General features: G+C 69.7%; 15 protein-coding genes and 3 pseudogenes. 9 read left to right on the top strand and 9 right to left on the bottom strand.

Annotation, left to right across the window (positions count from 1 at the left end):
- Positions 1-94: 94 nt before the first annotated feature.
- Positions 95-703, top strand: a pseudogene (locus ABZ826_RS36140) (sigma factor-like helix-turn-helix DNA-binding protein); the annotation flags it as partial.
- Positions 704-899: 196 nt separating this feature from the next.
- Here the strand turns inward: ABZ826_RS36140 and ABZ826_RS36135 are convergent.
- Both ABZ826_RS36135 and amcB read right to left on the bottom strand, forming a co-directional pair.
- Positions 900-1,085: a hypothetical protein gene (locus tag ABZ826_RS36135; protein ID WP_361458374.1), complete on the bottom strand. Its 186-nt coding sequence runs from the start codon at positions 1,083-1,085 to the stop codon at positions 900-902.
- Entirely contained in the window at positions 1,063-2,217 is a 1,155-nt protein-coding gene (gene amcB, locus ABZ826_RS36130; protein ID WP_361458372.1) for a cyclophane-forming radical SAM peptide maturase AmcB, read from the bottom strand. Before amcB ends, ABZ826_RS36135 begins: the two co-directional genes overlap by 23 nt.
- 679 nt (positions 2,218-2,896) lie before the next feature.
- On the opposite strand from amcB, the gene ABZ826_RS36125 reads away from it, so the two are divergent.
- From ABZ826_RS36125 to ABZ826_RS36110, 4 genes are all read left to right on the top strand, one after another.
- A complete protein-coding gene (locus tag ABZ826_RS36125) occupies positions 2,897-3,853 on the top strand; it encodes a helix-turn-helix domain-containing protein (RefSeq protein ID WP_361458370.1) in 957 nt (318 codons plus the stop codon).
- A 102-nt stretch (positions 3,854-3,955) separates the two neighbouring features.
- Positions 3,956-4,954 (top strand): type I glyceraldehyde-3-phosphate dehydrogenase, encoded by a 999-nt coding sequence (gap, locus tag ABZ826_RS36120; protein ID WP_361458368.1) that lies wholly within the window; start codon positions 3,956-3,958, stop codon positions 4,952-4,954.
- A 1,167-nt stretch (positions 4,955-6,121) separates the two neighbouring features.
- Complete coding sequence (locus tag ABZ826_RS36115; RefSeq protein WP_361458366.1) at positions 6,122-7,102, top strand: GlxA family transcriptional regulator; 981 nt, start codon at positions 6,122-6,124, stop codon at positions 7,100-7,102.
- 162 nt (positions 7,103-7,264) lie between these two features.
- Positions 7,265-8,626 carry a DJ-1/PfpI family protein gene (locus tag ABZ826_RS36110; protein WP_361458364.1) on the top strand — a complete coding sequence of 454 codons (1,362 nt, stop codon included), beginning with the start codon at positions 7,265-7,267 and terminating at the stop codon, positions 8,624-8,626.
- A 277-nt stretch (positions 8,627-8,903) separates the two neighbouring features.
- Here ABZ826_RS36110 and ABZ826_RS36105 read toward each other — a convergent pair whose 3' ends face one another.
- A complete protein-coding gene (locus ABZ826_RS36105; protein ID WP_361458361.1) occupies positions 8,904-9,719 on the bottom strand; it encodes a GPP34 family phosphoprotein in 816 nt (271 codons plus the stop codon).
- A gap of 510 nt (positions 9,720-10,229) precedes the next feature.
- Between ABZ826_RS36105 and ABZ826_RS36100 the strand changes: the two genes are divergently transcribed.
- On the top strand, positions 10,230-10,790 hold the full coding sequence (locus ABZ826_RS36100) for an isochorismatase family cysteine hydrolase (RefSeq protein ID WP_361458358.1): 561 nt from the start codon (positions 10,230-10,232) through the stop codon (positions 10,788-10,790).
- Positions 10,791-11,941: 1,151 nt separating this feature from the next.
- Here ABZ826_RS36100 and ABZ826_RS36095 read toward each other — a convergent pair.
- Positions 11,942-12,064 (bottom strand): hypothetical protein, encoded by a 123-nt coding sequence (locus tag ABZ826_RS36095; RefSeq protein WP_361458355.1) that lies wholly within the window; start codon positions 12,062-12,064, stop codon positions 11,942-11,944.
- Between the two features lie 74 nt (positions 12,065-12,138).
- On the opposite strand from ABZ826_RS36095, the gene ABZ826_RS36090 reads away from it, so the two are divergent.
- Entirely contained in the window at positions 12,139-12,672 is a 534-nt protein-coding gene (locus ABZ826_RS36090) for a hypothetical protein (RefSeq protein WP_361458352.1), read from the top strand.
- Positions 12,673-12,709: 37 nt separating this feature from the next.
- The gene (locus ABZ826_RS36085) at positions 12,710-13,453 is read left to right on the top strand and encodes a M20/M25/M40 family metallo-hydrolase (RefSeq protein WP_361458349.1); all 744 of its coding nucleotides are present in this window, start codon (positions 12,710-12,712) and stop codon (positions 13,451-13,453) included.
- A 74-nt stretch (positions 13,454-13,527) separates the two neighbouring features.
- On the opposite strand, the gene ABZ826_RS36080 is transcribed toward ABZ826_RS36085, so the two are convergent.
- The 4 genes and pseudogenes from ABZ826_RS36080 to ABZ826_RS36065 all read right to left on the bottom strand — a co-directional run bounded on the left by ABZ826_RS36080 (position 13,528) and on the right by ABZ826_RS36065 (position 18,901).
- Positions 13,528-14,634: a C45 family peptidase gene (locus tag ABZ826_RS36080; RefSeq protein ID WP_361458346.1), complete on the bottom strand. Its 1,107-nt coding sequence runs from the start codon at positions 14,632-14,634 to the stop codon at positions 13,528-13,530.
- Complete coding sequence (locus ABZ826_RS36075; RefSeq protein WP_361458343.1) at positions 14,631-15,401, bottom strand: amidohydrolase family protein; 771 nt, start codon at positions 15,399-15,401, stop codon at positions 14,631-14,633. The genes ABZ826_RS36080 and ABZ826_RS36075 overlap by 4 nt, the downstream gene beginning before the upstream one ends.
- Before the next feature lie 1,114 nt (positions 15,402-16,515).
- Positions 16,516-17,408, bottom strand: a pseudogene (locus tag ABZ826_RS36070) (cytosine permease); the annotation flags it as partial.
- A gap of 356 nt (positions 17,409-17,764) precedes the next feature.
- Positions 17,765-18,901 (bottom strand): tetratricopeptide repeat protein, encoded by a 1,137-nt coding sequence (locus ABZ826_RS36065; RefSeq protein WP_361458340.1) that lies wholly within the window; start codon positions 18,899-18,901, stop codon positions 17,765-17,767.
- 364 nt (positions 18,902-19,265) lie between these two features.
- Here ABZ826_RS36065 and ABZ826_RS36060 point away from each other — a divergent pair, with 364 nt between their 5' ends.
- The gene (locus tag ABZ826_RS36060; protein ID WP_361458337.1) at positions 19,266-19,817 is read left to right on the top strand and encodes a PQQ-binding-like beta-propeller repeat protein; all 552 of its coding nucleotides are present in this window, start codon (positions 19,266-19,268) and stop codon (positions 19,815-19,817) included.
- Positions 19,818-19,992: 175 nt separating this feature from the next.
- On the opposite strand, the pseudogene ABZ826_RS36055 reads toward ABZ826_RS36060, so the two are convergent.
- Positions 19,993-20,075 (bottom strand): annotated as a pseudogene (locus ABZ826_RS36055) (transposase); the annotation flags it as partial.

Raw genomic sequence — 20,075 nt, 5'->3', positions numbered from 1 at the left:
GGTACGTCACACCCCTCGAAACCCGGAGCCTGCTGCAGCAAGACCTCACCCCCGCAGCGTAAACATCCGCTGTCCCGGTTCAGGGGGGAACTTCAAATCGATATCCATGGCCATGCTGGTGGTCCTGGAAACACTCAGCCCACTGGAACGTGCAGTATTCGTACTCAAAGAAGTCTTCGACTTCAGCCACACCGAAATCGCACAAGCGGTAAAACGCTCCGAACCCGCAGTCCGACAAGCCGCACACCGGGCCCGCGAGCACGTGCAAGCCCGACGGCCACGCTACAGCGCCGACAGATCACAACAACGCGAAGCCACGGAACGATTCTTCGCCGCCACGACCGGCGGCGACCTCAACACCCTGATGGAACTCCTCTCCCCCGATGTCACCCTCTGGACCGACGGCGGCGGCAAGGTCCGCCAAGCCCTCCGCCCCGTTACCGGCGCAACCACAGTCGCCGCCTGGTTCGCAGCCATCAGCACCGCCACCTACCAAGGCATCAAACCCACCGACATCAAATCCCGACTCGCCGAAATCAATGGCGCATCAGGCATCGTCTTCACCGGACCAGAACACGTAATCGCCACCGTCACCCTCGACTTCGACGCCAACGGCCACATCACCACCATCCACAACGTCGCCAACCCCGACAAACTCCAAGCCATCACCCACGGCACCACATACACCATCACCACACGATGACAACCACCACAACACACCGCCACCCCGGCAGGACCTCACACCGGCTTTCCGGAGCTGAGCCGGTCTCACCCGGGTCCGTCACGTCCTATGACACAGGCCCGGGAACCACACTGTTGTCCTCTCGCAGCCAGGTCCGGGACGTGACGACCGCTCACCGGTGACGCCCCAACGGCGGCACCACCAAGGCGAAGCCGGTTCAGGCACCTCCGCCGGTCTCGTCGAAGCCGGGCACACCGTAGTCCCAGCCGAAGATGCTCGCAGTCTCATAGCATTCACCGGCCTGGGCTACGGCCCGGGCAAGCGGATCCCGGCAGGCTTCGATGCGCTCGGCAAGCGGGGCAGTGCTCTCCATGACCTCGTCAGACACAGGCACGTTCGGCATGACGCAGGATTCCTTCCATCAGGTTGATCTTGCTGGTACGGCAGTACATGGTTTCGGTACTGTCCAGGCGGCCGGTCTCGAAGTACTTGTTGGCCGCCTGACCGCCGCGGCAGTAGGCGAAGTAGTCGCAGTGCTCACGGCAACCGGCCACGCCCGCAAGTGCCTCGGCGACCCATGGCACTTCGTGCGCGCGGGCCAAGAGGACGGCCAGCGGAGTGTCCAGGACGTTGCCCGCGGAGAAGAGGCCATGGCGGGGTGAACGAAAACCCGCCAGCTCCGCCCCGATCGGGAGGAAACCGCCATCCCAGGCCACCAGAGGAAGCGGCGTCAACGCACGACCCGCACGCAGAACGGCGGTGCCGGCCAGTTCCTCACGGATATAGGTGTAGACATGGTCAAGTTCCCTGACCCGAATGCGGGGATCGGCCTGCCAGCACGCCGCCAGCTCCTGCCAGAACGTCACAATCCCGCCCCCGGCCCCCTGCCCACCTCCATACACACCCTTCTTCTCGGCCAGGTTCACCCCCAGGCTGTCGCAGCCCAGCTCACAGGCGAATCGGTACACAGCAGTGGCCGCTCCCGGAGCCGCGTCGGCCACCACCGCGATCATGTTGAAGGGGATTCCGGCCCGGCGCAGCATCCCGATCCCGCTCATGACCCGCTCCAGACTCGGGTGTCCCGCCCAGTCCACCCGGGCCGCGTTCGCCTCACCCGGGCCGTCCACGCTCACCGCCACCCGGACCGGGACCGTCGAGAACACCTCGCACCACGCCTCGTCGATGAGCACGGCATTGGTCTGCACCGCATGCGTCACCGCGTACCCCTCGCCCGACCCGAACGGCGCCACCAGAGAACGGAAATAAGCCGGGCCCACGGCAAGCGGCTCACCGCCATGCCACACCACGGCCACCGGGCGCTTCCTGGACCATTCCCGGACACCGGTCGCCACAGCCTGCGCGACCTCCACACTCATGCGCCGCGACACTCTCCGGTCCGGCAGATAGCAGTAGGAGCAGTTGAGATTGCACAGAGTCGTCGGCTGCATCAGCACCACCGACGCCGATTCCGCCAGCCGCTCCTCATCCGCCCGCGCACCGCCCGCGTCAGCAGACCCCGCCCCAAGAACCGTCACATCCCGACAGTAAGTCCGGCACACCGGATATCGCCCCGGCCTGCCTCACTTTCACACCTTCGAGCGAGCGCATCACTCCAGCGAACACCGGACCACCACCACAATCACGCCGGAGCGCCGAAGCGCCGAAGCGCCGGAAGGATCGGATCAGATGCCGCGCGGACCGGCCGGAGATCCTCCGTTGGCACCGCCTCGGCGACCTGACCACCAGCCTCACCGCACCCTGCCGGTAACAACGGCTCGGTCCACAACCGTTGCCGGCGACGCCACCGGCCGCTGGCGCCACCCCGCACGCCGGCACCGTATTCGAGCGGACAAGCATGCGATGCGAGTGCCGAGGCTCGGCGAATCACACGAACCGCCAGGTCGCGGCAGAGCGTCGGAGCAAGCGTGGCTGCGCTGATACGGCCCCTTCTCGAAACCGGCAACGTGATGCCACGATGTTGTACTGGATACAGCGTCTGGAAGGGCGAGTCGGCGTACCCGCTGCGGCGTACCTGACGCTGGTCGGCATCGTATTGGCCCCCGTGCGGGAACCGGCCGGCAGACCCGTGCCCAGCGCGCGGCCTGCGGCACCTGCCCGATGAGTCCCGTATTCCATGGACCGGGACACGACGGCGCCCGGCGCCATCGGTCAGGGGGGACGGGCCGACCCCACGCCTCCTCGTATTCTTTTCCCGTGCCAACCTCCCGCCTGCATCGCGTCGCCGTCCTTGTGCTCGAAGGTGCGAAGCCGCTCGATGTCGGCATTCCTGCGCAGGTGTTCACGACCCGCGCGAGCATGCCGTACGAGGTGCGGGTATGTGGCGCCGCACCCGGCCTCGTAACCGGCGGCGACGGCCTGTCGTACTGCGTCGCCCACGGCCTCGACGCGCTGGCGTGGGCCGACATCGTCTTCATCCCCGGCTACCGGTTCCCGGACCGCGACGACCCGCCGCAGGCCGTCGTCGATGCGCTGATCACGGCCCACGATCGGGGCGCGCGGCTCGCCGCCATCTCGACGGGAGCATTCGCGCTCGCCGCCACGGGCCTGCTCGACGGCAAGCGCGCCACGACGCACTGGCATTACACACGCGCGCTGGCCGCGAGGCATCCGCTGGTCCAGGTCGACGGGAACGTTCTGTTCGTCGACGAGGGCAGCGTGCTGACGTCGGCCGGCGCCGCCTCGGGCATCGATCTGTGCCTGCACATTCTGCGCGGCGACCTGGGGGTGGCCGCGGCGAACCACGCGGCCCGGCGGCTGGTCGCGGCCCCTTACCGCAGCGGCGGTCAGGCCCAGTATGTGCCACGCAGCGTGCCCGAGCCGCTCGGCGAGCGGTTCGCCGCCACCCGCGAGTGGGCGTTGCACCGCCTGGGCGAGCCCCTCACCCTTGAGATGCTCGCCCGGCACGCGGCGGTGTCGGCGCGCACGTTCTCGCGGCGCTTCGTCGAGGACACGGGGTACACGCCGATGCAGTGGGTCATGCGTGCCCGCATCGACGTGGCCCGTGAGCTGCTTGAGCGTTCGCAGCGGAGCGTCGAGCAGATCGCCGCCGATGTCGGTCTCGGCACAGGTGCGAATCTGCGGCTGCACTTCCAGCGCATCCTCGGCACCACGCCGAGCGAGTATCGGCGCACCTTCGCCCAGGGTGAGTAGCGCGCCCGCCGTGGCGCGATCCTTTCGAGCCGTGGCAGTCACGCCGCTGTCACGGACGGATGCCGCAAGCGAGCCTGATGGCGAACCGAAGGGACACCACTCATGACTCGCATCGCCATCAACGGATTCGGCCGCATCGGGCGCAATGTGCTGCGCGCACTGCTCGAACGCGACAGCGGCCTCGAGGTCGTCGCCGTCAACGACCTCACGGAGCCATCCACCCTCGCGCGGCTGCTCGCCTACGACACGACGGCCGGCCGGCTCGGCCGCCCAGTGACCGTCGACGGGGACGCCCTTGTCGTCGACGGCCGTCGCATCACGGTGCTCGCCGAGCGCGAACCGGCGCAGCTGCCGTGGGCCGAGCTCGGCATCGGCATAGTGCTCGAGGCGACCGGCCGCTTCACGTCGGCCACGGCCGCCCGCGCCCACGTCGACGCAGGCGCGAAGAAGGTGCTCGTCAGCGCGCCGTCGGACGGCGCCGATGTCACGCTCGCGTACGGGGTCAACACCGACGCGTACGACCCGGCCATGCACACGATCGTCTCGAACGCCTCATGCACGACCAACGCGCTTGCGCCGCTGGCCGCGGTCCTCGACGAGCTCGCCGGCATCGAGCACGGCTTCATGACGACGGTCCACGCCTATACCCAGGAACAGAACCTGCAGGACGGCCCCCACCGCGACGCCCGCCGCGCCCGCGCCGCCGCTGTCAACATCGTGCCGACCACGACGGGCGCTGCCAAGGCGATCGGCCTCGTGCTGCCGAATCTCGACGGCAAGCTGGCGGGCGACTCGATCCGCGTGCCGGTACCGGTGGGGTCGATCGTCGAACTCAACACGACCGTCACCCGCGACGTGACGCGCGACGACGTGCTGGCGGCGTACCGCGCCGCGGCGGAGGGGCAGCTCGCCGGCATCATCGAGTACTCGGACGACCCGCTCGTGTCCTCGGATATCACGGGCAATCCCGCGTCGTCGATCTTCGACTCGTCACTCACCCGGGTGGACGGCCGACACATCAAGGTGGTCGCCTGGTACGACAACGAGTGGGGCTTCTCGAACCGTGTGATCGACACGCTCGAACTCCTCGCCACCCACTGACCCGACGCCCGGACGGCCCCACCGTCCGCTCCCGGAACCGGCCGAGGGCAACTGCAGGCGTACCGCAGCCTTCGAATACGTCACGGGTACCAGATATCCGTCCCGGCCTCTCCCACGCCAGGCGTCCCCCGCCGGCCGTCAGCGCCGCATTGCCGATGGCTCGGGCGGGCGGGCCCGACCGACGCGCAAAACGACGGGAGCACGACACGATCCCCGGCCGCTGCCCGCGTCGGCCATCCCGCCCGTCCCTTCATCCTTCACTCCAGCCAGGGACAGGGACAAGGGTCCGGGTGAAACCAGCCTGACCGATCACGAGAAGTGCCCGACCACTGAGCTTGCCAAGCTCTACGCCCGGGGCTGAGAGTTCGAGTTGGTCTCCTGCGATCCCAAGTCCCACCAGCGCGGCCCTGAGTTCGCAGACATCGGACTGGGTGCGGCAGGAGATCTACACGCATCGGATCGTGCACCACTTCTCACCTCTTGGAAACGGATGAGCTATGTGACCAAGGGACATACCAGGCCCCTTGGCCACGTGCCGACCCGGAGGGCGGACCCGGCGGCGTACCCCGTGTCCGTGTCCGTCGCCCGGTCGTGTGCGCCCGCTTTTCCACTTGGCCGCCCCGGCCACCGGCCGCCGTCAGACCACGACCGAGGGAGGCCTTCGCTGCGCTCACCGGCCCACGGACCACGCACCGCACGCACCGTCGGCGCCGGCCCCGCCGGACTGGTGGACCCTCTGCCACCACGCCGGGCGACCGTCGAAGTTCCCGCCCCTGCTGATCGTCCTCGCTGACAAGCTGACGGGAAGAAGACCACCTCCAGACACGAGCCGTCGGCCTCCTCGCGGGCATCCGCAGACCACCGCGGCGGACAAACAACCCGGCCGCGCGGTTCGTTGATCCCCATATGCCACATCGGCCGTCACCGAAGAGATCGAGGCCGCCCGCACCCCCGCGGCGGCTGCGCCACGGCCCAGCTCGCCGACTGAGGCATCGACTGGCCCCAAGGGGTGGAGCAAGGAACGCAAAGAGCGTCGCATGCCCAGCAGGAAGGAGACGAACACGCCCGACTTCACCGTGGGTCGCCTCTCAGGCAGTGCCTGATCTGTCCGCTCCACTGCGCTGAGAGTCCTCGTGGACACTGCCGGCTCCTGCTTACTGTGTCCGGGTGAATGATGTGACGAGCGGGTGCACCGGACGTGTGATCGTGCTGGTGCTGCCCGAGGTGAATCTGCTGGACCTCGGTGGCCCGGTCCAGGTCTTCGATGCCGCTGCTCATCTGGGTGGCGGCTACTGGCTGGAGTACGCCGCAGAGACCGGCGGGGTGCGCTCGGCGCAAGGGCTGCAGCTGACCGGTCTGTCGCACCTGGCAGCGACACAGGCCGGGCCCGGCGATCTGGTGCTGGTCCCCGGGCCGAGACTGACTGGATCCGGCCGACTGGTAACGGATGCCACAGTGCGCTGGGTAAGGGAAGCCTTTGAGGCCGGAGCCCGGGTCGCGTCGGTGTGCAGCGGTGCCGCCGTACTCGGGGAGGCGGGGCTGCTGGATGGCCGGGCGTGCACGACGCACTGGTCGCTCACCACGGCGATGCGCGAGCGATACCCCGCCGCTCGGGTGCGCGAAGCCGCGCTGTACGTCCACGACGGACGGGTCAGCACCAGTGCGGGCATCTCCGCCGGCATCGACCTCTCGCTGTCTCTCGTCGAACAGCACCACGGCCCTGAGCTGGCCGCCGCAGTCGCCCGTGAGCTGGTGCTGTATCTGCGACGGGACGGCGACAGCGCGCAGATCAGCCCGTTCCTGCGCTACCGCGACCATCTGCAGCCCGCAGTGCATCGGGTGCAGGACTACCTGGCCCAGAATCTGGACGCCCGCCACACCCTGGATGAGCTCGCGGCCATTGCCCACTTGTCTCCGCGCGGCCTGACCCAAGCCTTCACCAAGGCCACCGGCATCACCCCGCTCACCTACCAGCGGCAGCTGCGCCTGGAGCGGGCCCGCACCCTGCTGGTCGGCACCGGTCTGACGGTGGAGGCCGTCGCGGCCCGTTGCGGCTTCCGTGACGCACGGCAGCTACGCCGCCTGATCACCGAAACCTTCGGCGCCCCGCCCTCCCGGCTGCGGACACAGCCGCAGTTGGCCGACTGACCATCCCGTTCTCCGGGAGAGGGCTGTTCCCCGGTCCTGCCCGTCCTCCCTTTTCTGTTTTCCCCGCTTTGAGCCATGGGTGCACAGCACTGCCATCACGCATCCCAATTATGGAGGTATGTCTTGTCTGGGGTAAATTCCGAGGTCAGTAAGGGCCGTAAGGTGGTCCGCCATGCCGGCTGGGTCCTGACAGGCATGGTGCTGTCGGTGGCGTCGTTCGCCGGGATCGTCCTCGCCGGGGTGAGTGCGTCCATGGCGGACAGCTTCGCACCCGCTCCTGCCGCATCCGGCACGCGGTCATGGCCGGCCGCGCGAATGGCACCGAAGGACCGCATCACGGTGGCAGTGGTCGTCAGCAACGAGGGCTCCGTGGCAACCGACGTCCTGGCGCCCTATCAGGTGTTCGCCGAGTCGGAGAAGTTCTTCATTTACACCGTGGCGGCCGAGCGCCGTGTCTCCCCGTTGTCCGGCGGAGCGCACCTTCTTCCCGATCACACGCTGACGGAAGTGGAGCACGGCACACTGCCCGAGCCCGATGTGGTGGTCGTGCCCGCGGTGACCGACCCGGCCGACGCGAAGGAGGCCCGGACACGCCAGTGGATCGTCGAACGCCACCGCAAGGGTGCGCGCGTCCTCGGCGTGTGCGCGGGCTCGGAACTCCTGGCAGCCACCGGCTTGTTGGACGGCTACGACGCGACCTCGTTCTGGTCCGGGATCAGCTCCCTGAAACGCCAGTACCCCCAGGTGCACTGGAAGCGCGGTCAGCGGTACGTCGAGGATGGGCGGGTGACCACCACCGCGGGCATCACCTCCGGCACCGTCGGCGCCTTGCGGGTGGTGGAGGAGTTGGCGGGCAAGGACGAGGCTGCCCGCATCGGGAAGCGGCTGTCATATCCGGGCTGGACCCTGGACGGGCCGACCGCGACCCCGGCCAACCAGCTCGCCGTCGGCGACCTGCCGTACGCACTGAACGCCGCATTCCCCTGGCTGCGGCCCACCGTGGGCATCGGCCTGGTCGACGGCGTCGGCGAAATCGACGCAGCTGCGGCCTTCGAAGCCTACGGCGGGGTGTCCTTCACCGCGCGAACGGTGGTGTTCGCAGCCCGCGACACCGTCACCACCCGTCACGGCCTGGTCCTGATCGCCGAGCCAACACACCGCGGCGCCCACGGAGTGGATCGCTTCGTGGTCCCCGGCGTCGCAAGCGCATCGGCCGTGGACACGCCGCTGCGCACGTGGGCGCGCCGCAACGGACTGGCCGTGGAGATGCCAGGCGGGGGGCGGCGTAAGGGGGAGTTCGGTTTCGACCCGGTCCTGCGCGACCTCGCCGAGCACAGCGACGTCCGTACGGCTCTGGTCACGGCGAAGTTCTCCGAATACCCCTCCTCCCATCTGGAGCTGGCCGGCGCGACCTGGCCCGGGCGGCCGACTCTGCTGGCCGCAGGAGCAGTCGTGATCAGCTTCGGAATGGGGTTCGTCCCCAGGGTGATCCGCCAGGCGGTGCGGCGTCGGCGCGCGGCGTGACCGGTACGTGGATCACCGAACGCCCGCGGAACGCGGCCAGTCACCGATGATGACCGCCACGCGCGCAAACGATCGCTCAGCAGACGCTGCAGACGACTGCGGCAGGCTCCGCGAGGGCCGGCGGCTTGATCCCGTTCAGCACTCGGGTCCTGCTCGACAGGAGAGACCGTCCTGAAGCCTCGGCTCATCGAGCAGACCTTCGCTCGGCTCCGTGGCTTCAAGCGCCCGATGAGCCACTGGGCTCGGATACGAGTTGCGCGCCTCCCGGCTGTTGGTTTCACCAGCCGCCGTGGCTGCCGTCCCCGTGCCCACCACTGTGGTGACTGGTGCCGGCTGTGCCTCCCTCGGACCAACCGCCCGGGTCCAGATCGTGGGCGAGACCGTTCCCGCCGGTGGTGAAGTCGGAGTAGAGGTCGCTCAACTCTCCGACAAGTCGGCGGGTGAGGGCGTCGGCGCCGGTGGCCAGTGCTGCTGCGAGTTCCTCGTCGGCATCCGGGTCCGTTCCGGCCGCGGCGGAAGTGGGATGGTCGGGTGCGCCAAGGGCTGCCAAACGGCGGCGGTCCGCGATGCCCTGCAGACCTGGGTACGCGGCACGGGCGAGGCCCGCAGCTTGGACGAGCACGGCGAGGGGCACATCACGGGCGTCCTTCGGCATTGCGGAGCCGGAGCGGACCACGCTGTCGAGACGAGCCAGTAGCGCCCGGCGGCGCGGCAGGTCGATGGAGAGAATGTCGTGACGGGTACGGCCGCCGGGGTCGCGCCACCGGCGGACCCGGAGCGCCTTCTGGTCCTCGAGCCGGGAAAGGTACTCGATGGTGAGGGAGCGCGGTGTCTGGCGCAGCCAGTCCTTGAGGCTGGGTGGAGGAGCAGCCGCGCCCAGACTGCGTAGGACATTGCTCAGGCGACGGTCCTCGACGCGCCGGGAGTCCGTCACCTCGATCCGCCGGGGGCTGACTGTGATCCGGCCGACCAGGCCCAGATCCACCAACTCCGAGGCCCGTAGGGCGAACCGGAGCCGGTCCTCGGCCCGTATCCGTATACGTCGCCTGCCCGGGACTGTCGCGAGCAGGAACAGTTCATCCCCCAAGGTCATACATGCAGGTTAGGCGTGGCTGTCCGAGGAGGGGAGTCCTCCGCAGACCCTCGCGCCGGCTTCCGCAACCCGCCGCACCGGGACGGTCCGACGCGGAATGCGAGTTCATCCGTCCGCCGCTGCCCGACTCGTCACGTGGTCGCATGCGGCTGGATGACCAGGTGGTCCTCAACAGGAGCGTGTGCGAGTTCCGGGCCAATGTGGCCTGGCCGTCGGCTTGACGCAGCAGTGCGTACTCACAGGCCCGTACCGCACTGATCACAGCCCGGCCCTCGTCGGCGAGCCGGATGAGCGGCGATCGGCGGTGTGCCGGGTTGGTGAGGCACTCTCCACCATGCTGTGCCGGGCGGCGTCGTTCACCATGCGTCGCACGAACTGCCGGCTGAGAGCCTGTGCCCGTCCCATCTTGTCCGACTGTCGCACCACCGCCCTGACCGAGGCCGCGTAGGATCCGAACTTGGAGAACTTGGCCCGTTTCAACGCCGAACCGACTTCGTTCCTGGAGACGACATGAGCAGCGCCCTTCTCGTGATGGACGTCCAACGGGCCATCGTGGACATAGCCGACGACGGCTCCGGATACCTGCCACGCCTGCGCAGGGCTATCGACGGGGCCCGGTCCGCGAACATCCCCGTGATCTATGTGGTCATCTCGCTACGTCCCGACTTCCCGGAAGTCGGCACGCGCAACAGGGCTCTCGCGGCCATCGCACGAGCCGGCCTCTACGTCGAGGGCGCCCCAGGCACCGAGATCCACCCCGATGTCGCGCCCCGGCCGGGCGACGTGGTGGTCACCAAGAGACGGGCGAGCGCGTTCTCAGGCAGCGATCTCGACGTGGTGCTGAGGGCACGCGGTATCGACAGCCTCGTACTCACCGGCATCGCCACCAGCGCTGTGGTGCTGTACACCCTGTGCCAGGCGAACGACCTGGACTTCGGCCTCAGCGTCCTCTCCGACGCCTGTCTGGACACCGACCCCGAGGTGCACCGGGTCCTGATCGAGCGACTGTTCCCGCAGTGGGCGGATGTCGTCAGCGTCGACGACTGGCTCAAGACGATCGCGCCTCGATAGCGGCAGACCGGGCGGACGACAGCATGGGCGATCGGCTCCGGCGGGCCTGACTGTCTTCGCGGGGTGACCGGCCGGGACGTCGTCGGGATGCACGCGCAGCAGTCGGCCACCCCGCACAGTTCGCCGCGGGTGGAAGTGACACCCCCGGAACGCGCCACTTTCGAAGCGCGCTCCGGGGTGTCACACGCTGAGCGCGTAGATGGTCACACGGGCCCTCTGCAGCACCGGCGGAGGCGCAGTACCGCGCAGCACAGTGGATCCGCGCCTGTTGCGACCCGAGCTATCAGGTCGGGTCACCGCTGTGCGGCCGCGTGTACAGCCGGGACCACGACGATCCAGCCCCGGGCCGTGGCCCGGTCAGCTCTGTGCCAAGCTGACCGACGGGCCGATCGACGGGCTGCTGCTGGACCTCACGGGCTGGACGCCGGACGAGATTGACATCGAAGCGGCCCCGTCGGATTGAGCTCGGGCAGTTCGGCGTCGGCGCTCGCACGGACTGGCTCGTCGTTCCGTCCGTCGGATGGGCGCGAGTACTCCCCAAGTCCCTTGTGTTCGACCATCATTGCCGAAACGGCCCGGGGGCTTCATGTTGGCGGACGAGTACGGCGATCAGGTGTCACAGCGGCTGGCGGCGCACTACTTCCCGGCCGGGTCGTTGGAGTGGCTGACGGGCTGCTGCTGGAAGCGGCTCTGATCGCCCCCGACGGAACTCCCACCGCCGAAGCCTGGCGTCTGCTGCCCACCGCGGCGGGCGTCTTCCGCGCCACCGCCGTCGTACCGGGGTCTTTGCCGAGGAAGGGGGCAGGCCCGGCCGTCGAAGATGATGTCCGGGCCCGGCGGGCGCCGGGAACAACTGCTGCCCGCGGCGGTGGCAGGGATCTCGCGGACGGAACTGGCCGGTTTCGTGCCCGCCCTGTTCCCCGCAAGCGGCGTTGGGCGTTGACTGGTTCAGGAACACGGGTTCCGACCGAGAGTAAGGAACATGTGATGCCCCCTGTGCAGCCGAGGGACTCAAAACCGCTTGCGGTCGGCGGCTCCCCAGGTGAGGACGTCTCCGCCGCCGAGGGCAGGACCCCGTTCGACGACACCTACAACCAGCCGGACCCGCGCGCGTACTTCCGTGCGCTGGGGCCTTGGGAGTACCAGACCCCTCACCATGCGCAGGGCGTGTTCCGGCGCATGCTCAGCACATGCGGATCCTCGAAGGACGCGGCGGGCCCGGCCACGGTGCTGGACATCTGCTGCTCGTACGGCATCAACGCCGCTCTGCTCAAACCATCACCTCACCTGGAACGACCTGTACGCCCACTACACGTCCCCGCACGCCGGCACGCTGACCACCGCCGAGTTGACCGAGTGGGACAGGGCGTTCTACGCGGCTCACCGGCGCTCGGACGCGGTTCGCGTCGTCGGGCTCGACGCCGCCCCCCGTGCCGTCTCCTACGCTCGCGCCGTGGGCCTGTTGGACGACGGGTTCGCCGAGAACCTGGAGACCGCACCGGCAGGGCCGGCCCTGTGTCAGGCGGTACGGCATACCTGCCTGATCACCATCACCGGCGGAGCCAGCTTTCTGTCGCCACGCACCTTCCGGCCCCTCCTGGAGAACGTTCACGGCCCCGTGCGGGTCGCTGCGTTCGTACTGCGCACCGGCTCCTACCAGCCCATTGCCGACTGTCTGAAAACGTACGGCCTCACCACCGAGAAAGTCTCCGAGCGCACCTTCCCTCAGCGACGCTTCACCAGCCCGCAGGAGCAGCAGTACGCGGTCACCGCGGTCATTGCGGCCGGTGAGGATCCGCGCGGCAAGGAGATCGACGGCTACTTCCACACCACGCTGTACGTGTCACGCCCCGCGACGGACGCGGCGCAATCCCCGCCGTGAGCTCAGCCGCACCGCCCTGGCCTCCTGCCAGGACCGGATGGCCGCACTCAGCCACAGCCTCCAGGCCGAACCCGAACTCGCCTACGAGGAGTACCGATCCGTCCGCAAGATCGCCGAAGAACTCGAACGCGGCGGCTTCGATGTGACCCGAGGTGTTGCGGGCCTGCCGACCGCGTTCACGGCGACCGTCGGATCCGGCGACCTCGTGATCGGGATCTGCGCCGAGTACGACACCCTGCCGGGTATCGGCCACGCCTGCGGCCACAACGTCAACGGCGCCTCCGCCACAGCCGCCGCAGTCGCACTCGCTCCCCTCGCGGACGAAATGGAGGTGACCGTGAAGCTGCTCGGCACCCCTGCCGAAGAGTACGGCGGCGGCAAGGCCGACATGCCGCGAACCGGTCTGTTCGACGATATGGCCATGGCGGGCCTGTACCGGGACATCGTCCGTGACCTCGGCCGCCCGGTCCGGGACCACGATCCGTCGCCACGATCCGCCGCCACGTGCCGGCTCGACGGACATGGGCAACGTGTCCCACCTGGTGCCCACCATCCATCCGGTGATCGGCTACGACTGCGAACACGATCACGCACAACCCCGATTTCACCCGCTACGGCACCGGCGCGGGCGCGGACCGCGCGGTTCTGGAGGGCGGTCCGGCCATGGCGTGGACGGCGATCGGCCTCGCCGCGGACATGGCACACCGCGCGCCGCTGCTCGAACGCCTCGCAGCGCGGCGCAGCGGGGCCGGAGGGAACGCGGTGGCCGCAGCCGGACTGACGACCGCCGCATCACGCGGCGCGCGCCTTACGGGGACAGCACGAGCTCCCGTCACGAGAGGGAATGCGCCCGCATCATCCGGCGGTGAGCGTGCGCCGGCCGCGCGAACCCATGTCGGCGGGTGTGCCGTCGAGGATCCTGGCAGTGCGCGTCGCGGGTTCGAGGGTGACGGTCGCGAGGCTTGCCCAGCGTTGGCCGAGCGGTTTGTCCAGGTCGGGCAGGCAGGTCACCGGCGGCTCGCCGGCGCGCGTCACGAGGCAGCCCGCGAGGTCGTCGGGCGTGGCCGGCGGCTCCGTGCGCGCGAGACGTGCGCGGACGAAGTCGTATCGTTCTACGGAATCCGGCTGGTAGAGCCATGTCTTCTCGTCCGCGGCGGGGCCCGGCGTCAGGAAGTGGTTGGTGCGCACCAGCATGTCCTGTTCTGGCTGCGTGGAGAACACACCGACCGGGCTCAGGTCGAGGAGGACGGCGTCCGTCTCGTCGAAGAGCGCGAACGAACCGGACGATGCCAGGGGCGCGCTGCGGACGATCTCCACGGCCTCGGCGACACTGCCCGCTTCTTCGAGGACGATCGCCGCGAGCACATGCACGGGGATGCCGCCGATGCTGTCGCGGAGATGCCCGAGGATGTTGAAGTGCAGGGCCAGGCCGGCGCTGTTGACGCCGATCTTGCCGAGGATGCCGTCTTCGGTGAGGCCGACGAAGCCGTGGCGGCCGCCCCGTACCTCCAGTGTGTGCCACAGAGCGCTGAGTTCGATGTGCCAGTCCCACGTCTGGACGCCGAACGTGCGCGGCGCCGAGCGGCCGTCATCGGCGGCGCGGCGCACGATCGTGGTGCATTCGCCGGGCGGCACGGTGGCGCTGCGCGCCAGGATCTCGGTGCGCGCGTTGAGGGCCCCGATGCGCCACGGCTCGGCACCGGCCCCGTGGGCGATGCCTTCGATCTCGGCACGCGCTCCCGGACGGAATCGTCCGATCGCGTCGAGACCGCGCTCCGCGTCCTCGCGTACCTGGGCGGGGGTGATGGAGCCGAGGGTGAAGAGCCGGTCGTACGCGTCGATCGCGGCGGGGATGCCGTCGCGCAGTCGCTCACCGCGGGCGATGCCGCGGTCGTACGGGTCGGCGGCGGCGGCCTTGACGTGGCGGCGGTGGTGGGGACGAGAGATTGACGTCGTGGTCACGAGCGTCCTTTCGCGGTGTTCGTGTGGAGCTGTACCGCACCGCCGACGACCGTCGCAAGGACGGCATTGCCGGGCTGTGCTTCGGGGGCGAGGTCGAGCGGGTTGGCCGCGAACACGGTGAGGTCGGCGAGGCTGCCGGGCGCGATCCGTCCGAGTTCGGCGGACGCTCCGGCGGCATAGGCCGCCGCGGCGGTCATGCCGGTGTAGGCCTCGCGTGCCGAGATCGCCTGCCAGGGCTGAACGGGTGCCGCGTCCGGCTCCTCGACCGGGCGACGCAACTGGCAGTCGGCCAGGCCGATGCGCGGATCGCCGGGGCCGATGGGCCAGTCGGAGCCGAGGGCCACGACGGCGCCGTGGTCCAGGAGGTCGCGGGTGCGCCAGCCGTGGGCGACGCGGTCGGGCCCGATGCGCCGCGACCAGTTGTCGGTGCCGTCGGCGCGTGTGTGCCGCGTCGCGTGCACGGGTTGGAGGCTTGCGACGACGTCGAGTTCGGCGAACCTACGCAGCAGGTCGTCGGGGATGGACTCGATGTGCTCGATGCGGTGGGGGGCGCGGGCACCCGGGCCGACTTCCTCGATGACGTCGAGGGCGAACCGGACGGCCCGGTCGCCGATCGCGTGGGTCGCGGTCGGGATGCCGCGCTCGGTGAAGAACCGCATCGCGGCGCGGTACGCGTCGGTGTCGCGCCACAGGGGTTCGCGGTTCTCGCCGTGGATGTCCGGGTGGTCGAACCATGCTGTGCCGTTGTCCGCGGTCCCGTCGAGCATGAATTTCGCGCCCTCGACGTGCCAGCGGCGCCCGCTCCGGCCCTGGAGGTCGGCGATGTGCTGCCAGACGTCCGGCGGTGAGTCGGCCGGGACTCAACGGAGAGCAGCGGATGCGCAGCGGCAGGTCGCCGTGTTCCTCGATGTGCCGGTACACCGCTTCGGAGGGGTCGGAGAAGTCGAGCGCGTGCAGGCCGGTGAGGCCGCTGCGCGCGAGGCGTTCGAGCTGGTGGCGCACGTACTCGGCGGCGGTGTCCACCGGCACTTCGGGATAGTGGCCGAATATCAGGTCCATGGCCTGGAGTTCGACCACGAGTCCGGTCGGGCGGCCGTCCGGGCCGACCTCGATCGACGAGGCGTCGGTGAACGTCTCGCGGCCGGTCAGACCGGCGATCTCCACGGCGCGGGGGCTCACGACGAGAGCGTGCGCGTCGCTCATCATCAAGGAGATCGGCCGTCCGGGGAAGTGCTCCGCGAACACGATGCCGGTCGGGTCGCCGTCGAACACGTTCACATCGAGGTCGTATCCGGTGATCCACTCGTCCGTCGCCCGCGCGTCCGCGGCTGCGGCCAGCCGGACGAACACCTGGCCGAGAGTGGTGGCTCCGGACAGGTCCACGCCGCTGCCGGTCGAGATCGACCCCCATACGGGGTGGGCGTGGACGTCGATGAGGCCGGGCAGGATCACGGCGCCCGGGAAGTCGTGGACGGCCGTGCCGGGACCACGCAACGGTTCGAGGTCCGACGCGGTGCCGACGGCGATGATGCGGCCGTCGGCGATCGCGACAGCGTTCGCGGACGGACCGGCCGTGTCCGCGGCCAGATGTTCGACATGGTGGGCGAGTGCGATGACGTCGGCGTGCACAGGGAGTTCCTTCTGGTCCTGCTGCGTTCGGTGTGCGGGTAGGGCGGGCGCGGGTCGGCTCGTCGGCGGGGCGCCTCGCAGCGCGACGCCCTGCCCGTGGAATGGGTGGAGGGTGCGCGTCAGGTGCGCGGGATGCTGCGCAGGGCGCGGGTCATCGCCCAGTAGACGGCTGCGGCGGCGATAGGCCGTCATGCCGTTGTTCGTCATGGTGTTGACGACGACCGCGATGACGAAGACAGGGATGAACCAGCCCGGCAGGACGCTCTCCAGTGCGGCTTCCGGGTCGCTCATGTCAAGGCTCGTTGCCGCGAGCGCGCCGACGGCGGTGAAGATGGTGCTCGGCAGGTACGCGCCGAACGCGGTCCATCCGGCGATCGCGACCGGGCTGCTGTCACGGGGCAGGTAACGGGCGAGATCCGGGCTGTTGCTGTACGAGAGCGGCGTGGAGGCGTTGATCGCGAGACCCGTACCGAGTGCCGCGGCGAGTGCGGTCCCCCTGAGCGGCTCGGCCGGAGTGTAGGACCAGTCGGTCGCGGCGAGCACGTACCCCGTGACGACGACGAACACCATCGTCAAAAGGACGCTGAGTGCGGTGTAGAGACGTTGATCGTCGCGTGTCCGAAGATCGCGATGAGCAGCGTCCCCCCGGCGATCAGACAGATGACGACCGCGTCGGTGACCGAGCCGTTCGGCAGGCCGAACCGCCCGGCCAGACCGATGCCGGCGACCGAGGCGGCCGACCAGTTCAGGGCGAGGTAGGCGGCGGCTATGAGCCAGCCGGTCAGGACGAGCACGGCTTTGTTCCCCACGACCCCGTACATCGCGCGAGAGATGACCGACCCGCTCGTGCCCGCGGCCGGACCGCTGGCCGCGACGATGCCCGTACAGATCCAGAGCAGATTCCCGACGAGGATCACGCCGAGCGCCTGCGGGAGCGTGAGCCCCATGAGGACCAGCGTGGTGCCGACGACGAAGCTCAGGTAACTCACGTTCGGCGCCGCCCAGACCGCGAACAGCTGGCGCGGCCGCCCGTCGCGTTCGTCCGCCGGGACCAGACCGATGCCACGGGTTTCCAGCTGCCCCGCGCGCTCGGGGCCGCGCCCGTCGGAGGGGCTCACGGAGGAGGTGTCGTTCGTCGTCGTCATCGAGGCCTCTCGGGTCCACCGGCCGCACGACACTATTGGGCGCGTGACCAACACGCTATTGGTCACACATCCAATAGCTAGTCCTCCATGACGTCAAGACCTCATTCCGCAGAAACCGGAAGCTGTCCTCCGGGCGCCGCGCGGGAGATCGCACGGACCGCCGCTCGCACATCGCGCCGGAACGCGTCGCACGGGCGGACGTGGTCGCAGCCACCGGCTCGACGCCACGGTCTCCGGCGGCAGTCGGTTGTGGCGCGGACCGGGGCTCGGCCCGGTCCGCATGCCGGTACAGGCCAGCCACCGCGCCCGCTCGCCCTCCCGGTGCTGTGCGGGAACTGCGCCGGGATCGGCTCCGGTCACGGCGCGGCCGACGTCCCGCGGCCGCACTGCGACGGACGCGTCGTCGATCCACACTGTTGCGAACCGGGACCTGCCGCGGAGGCCGACCCCGGCGAGGTCCGGCCGCGTCCCTCACCCCGCACGCCCGCGCACCAGCGGCACAGGCATGCGTGGCGACCTCGGACTTCGCCGGAGGCGATGGCGCGGTGCTGCTCAGCAGTCCCACAGCCCGGCCGGCGCCATGGCGTGCTCCCGGGGTGGTCCACGGCTCGGGCCAGGGAAAGCGCGATCCGGAACTGCTGCCGTGCCCCGGCACGGCGGCCTGTCGCCGCGTAGGTGTCGCCGAGGCGGCTGCGGACCTCCATCTCCAGCGCCGTGCTCGTGTGCTCGTTCAGCGCGGACAGGGCCTCGCGATGAAGGGCGACGGCCGCGCGCGGGTCGCCCTGGCCGTGCTCCGCAGCGCCGAGCCGGGACAGGCTCACCGCACGCAGCGGCAGGTCGCCGACCTCCCGGGCAAGTGCGGTCGCCCGCCGCAGCAGATTCCTGGCCTCGGTGTACTGACCCAGGGCCAGGTGGGCGTCGGCTGCGAAGCACAGGGGCTTGCTGATCATCCTGGACCGGCCGATCTTCTCGGCGTAGGCGAGTACGGTGGTGAAGTACTCAAGTGCCTCCTCGTGCCACCCCTGCCGGTCGTGGATGGCACCGAGGTTGCAGGTCGACGTGTCGGCCAGCCAGTCGTCGTCGAGCCGGGCCGCCGCTTCCACCACATCGACGAGGTGGGCGACCGCCTCCGTCGTGCGGCCCTGCGGCCACTTTGCGGCGCCCATCCCGGCCGTGGCCCGCGCCTGCTCGCGCGGGTCCCCCTGTTGGCGACCGATGCGCAGCGCGTCGCTGAACCAGGCGTGTGCCTGCCGGAACCGCCCCTGGTGGACGTCAGCGGTGCCCACGCAGTTCCGCAGGGACGAGGCCATCCGTCGGTCCGCGGCCGCGTCCGCGTGGGGCGGCGCCAGCTCCAGCGCTGCTCTGCACTCGTGGTAGCGGCCCTGCCGCACCAGGTGGTCGACCAGGCGCCGCCGTTCCGCCACCAGAACCCTGCTGCCCGGACCGGCGGGCAGCAGCGGACGCACCTGCTCCGCGCTGCGTGCGTCGTCCACGACGAGCAACGGTTTGGCAAGTCATGTCGGGTCCCGATGTGCCCTCGCCCGGGTCCGGCCCACGGGACAGGCCGGCACCCCTCCTGACGGCGAGAACCCGGACGAAAGGCGAGTTGCCCGTGAGCGAGACCCCGCAGTCGGACCCCCGGCAGGGCTGGGGCATGACCGGCCCCACCCAGCCTCTCCCCCAGGGCACCCAAGACCAGGGGCCCGCGGCGCAGGCTCCGGGAAGACGTCCACGACGGCGCCCCTCAACGGGTACACGGTCGTCGCCCCGGACACGGGCGAGCGCCTCTGCTCGTAGGACCTCGTCGCTCTGTACCCACCGGCCAAGGGTCAGGTCCTCTACGGCGTCGACAGCGACGTGAATCTGCTCGCCCTGGACCACGCCGACGGCGACACGCTCCGGAGCAAACCGAGCGGCCTGCCGCAGACCAACAGTCAGGTCCTCATGTACGAGGGGTCTTTCCGTTTGAGCGACGGGACCCTGTTCTGCTTTCCGGGCACCGACGCCAACGGCTCGACGAGCGGGCTGCTCGCGGCCTTCGACCCGGTGACGGGCCGGTCTCTGTGGAGCGTGCGGACCGCCGCCCGCGGGAACCGGGGCTACGACCGGTCCGGCGCGACGGTCTGCTGCCTCGGCACAGTCCCGCACGCCGTCGACGTCCGTACCGGCGCGGCCCGGTGGGCGACGGATTCCGGTCTCGGTGGGTTGCAGTTCCTGGGCGCCGTGCACGGCCTGTTCCTCGCCGCGGGACCGAAAGGGCTCTATGGATTCCATGCCGACAGCGGCAAGCAGGTCTGGCACCACCCGGTCAGCGGAGGCGCGGGCTCCTGGTCGGCGTTCTCCGTCGACGGCCGGCTCTTCACAGGCTGCTCCGGGAAGCTCATCTGCTTCTCCGTACCGAAGGCATAGCGCCTATTGATCCGATGTCACGTCAATCAAAGGATTTCAGCCATGGCTTGGCGTCCACGCGACGGCTGCTGCTCGGGCTGACGGCCTCACCGGCCCGCCGGGGACCGGTGAGGCCGTCAGCCGGAGCGGCCGGAGCCGAACGCCCCACCAGCACCATGTTCTGGCTAGTGCCGGATCAGGCAACGTTTGCCCTGTCGACGACGGCGCGTAGGCGCCGGTCGTCGGCATGGCGGTTTCGCCAGATGATGTAGCGGCGGA

The sequence above is a fragment of the Streptomyces sp. NPDC047515 genome (assembly GCF_040643055.1).
Lineage (GTDB): Bacteria > Actinomycetota > Actinomycetes > Streptomycetales > Streptomycetaceae > Streptomyces.
Note: the sequence above shows the minus strand (reverse complement) of the source record. Positions and strands in the feature narration are given on the sequence as shown.

Coding starts and splice junctions, on each gene's coding strand:
- ABZ826_RS36100 (WP_361458358.1), top strand. CDS start 10,230: ATGAGCAGCGCCCTTCTCGTGATGGACGTCCAACGGGCCATCGTGGAC.
- ABZ826_RS36075 (WP_361458343.1), bottom strand. CDS start 15,401: ATGCTCGACGGGACCGCGGACAACGGCACAGCATGGTTCGACCACCCG.
- gap (WP_361458368.1), top strand. CDS start 3,956: ATGACTCGCATCGCCATCAACGGATTCGGCCGCATCGGGCGCAATGTG.
- ABZ826_RS36135 (WP_361458374.1), bottom strand. CDS start 1,085: ATGCCGAACGTGCCTGTGTCTGACGAGGTCATGGAGAGCACTGCCCCG.
- ABZ826_RS36085 (WP_361458349.1), top strand. CDS start 12,710: ATGGCCGCACTCAGCCACAGCCTCCAGGCCGAACCCGAACTCGCCTAC.
- ABZ826_RS36105 (WP_361458361.1), bottom strand. CDS start 9,719: ATGACCTTGGGGGATGAACTGTTCCTGCTCGCGACAGTCCCGGGCAGG.